The sequence below is a fragment of the Nocardia brevicatena NBRC 12119 genome (assembly GCF_000308495.1).
GTDB lineage: Bacteria > Actinomycetota > Actinomycetes > Mycobacteriales > Mycobacteriaceae > Nocardia > Nocardia brevicatena.
On sequence record NZ_BAFU01000016.1, the window covers coordinates 1 to 885 of the forward strand.

1 protein-coding gene is annotated in these 885 nt (G+C 63.8%); it reads left to right on the forward strand.

The window, feature by feature from the left end; genetic code table 11:
• Nucleotides 1–885, forward strand: an 885-nt coding sequence (locus ON20_RS03305) for an AMP-binding protein (RefSeq protein WP_040833412.1), incomplete at both ends; no start/stop codon positions are given.

An 885-nucleotide genomic window follows, 5' to 3' on the forward strand; every position in this document is an offset into this window, starting at 1 on the left:
TGGATCTGTCCGGGTACTCCGAGGCTCCCGTGACCGATGCGGAGCGGGTTGTTCCGTTGCGGCCGGAGAACGCGGCTTATGTCATCTTCACCTCCGGTTCGACGGGGCGTCCGAAGGGTGTGGTGGTGTCGCAGGCGGCGGTGGTGAACCAGATCGCCTGGATTGTGGGTGAGTATGGTATCGGTGCCGGTGATGTGGTGTTGTTCAAGACTCCGGCCACCTTCGATGTGTCGGTGTGGGAGTTGTTCGCGCCGTTGGTGGTGGGTGCGCGGATGGTTGTCGCGGAGTCGGATGGTCATCGGGATCCGCAGTATCTGGCGCGGGTGATCGAGGGGGAGCGGGTGACGATGACCTCGTTCGTGCCGTCGATGTTGAGTGTGTTCGCCGGTAGTGTGGCCGAGAACCGGGTTGCGTTGTCGTCGTTGCGTGCGTTGTTCGTGGCGGGGGAGGCGTTTACCGGTGATGTGGTGGCGGCGGTGCGCCGGGTCGGTGATGTGGCGCTGTTCAATCTGTATGGGCCCACCGAGTTCACGGTGCATGCCACGCATGGTCCGGTCGCCGATATCGTGACCGGTGCGGTGCCGATTGGTTCGCCGGTGTGGAACGCCCGGGCGTATGTGCTGGACTCCCGGTTGCATCCGGTCGCGCCGGGTGTGGCGGGTGAGTTGTATCTCGCGGGTGTCCAGCTGGCGCAGGGGTATGCGGGGCGGCCGGATCTGACTTCGGATCGGTTCGTGGCCAATCCGTTCGGTACCGGTGAGCGGATGTACCGTACCGGTGACCTGGTGGTCCGCGACAAGAACGGTGTGATCACCTATCTGGGTCGTACCGACTTCCAGGTGAAGTTGCGTGGTCTGCGGATCGAACTCGGTGAGATCGCCACCG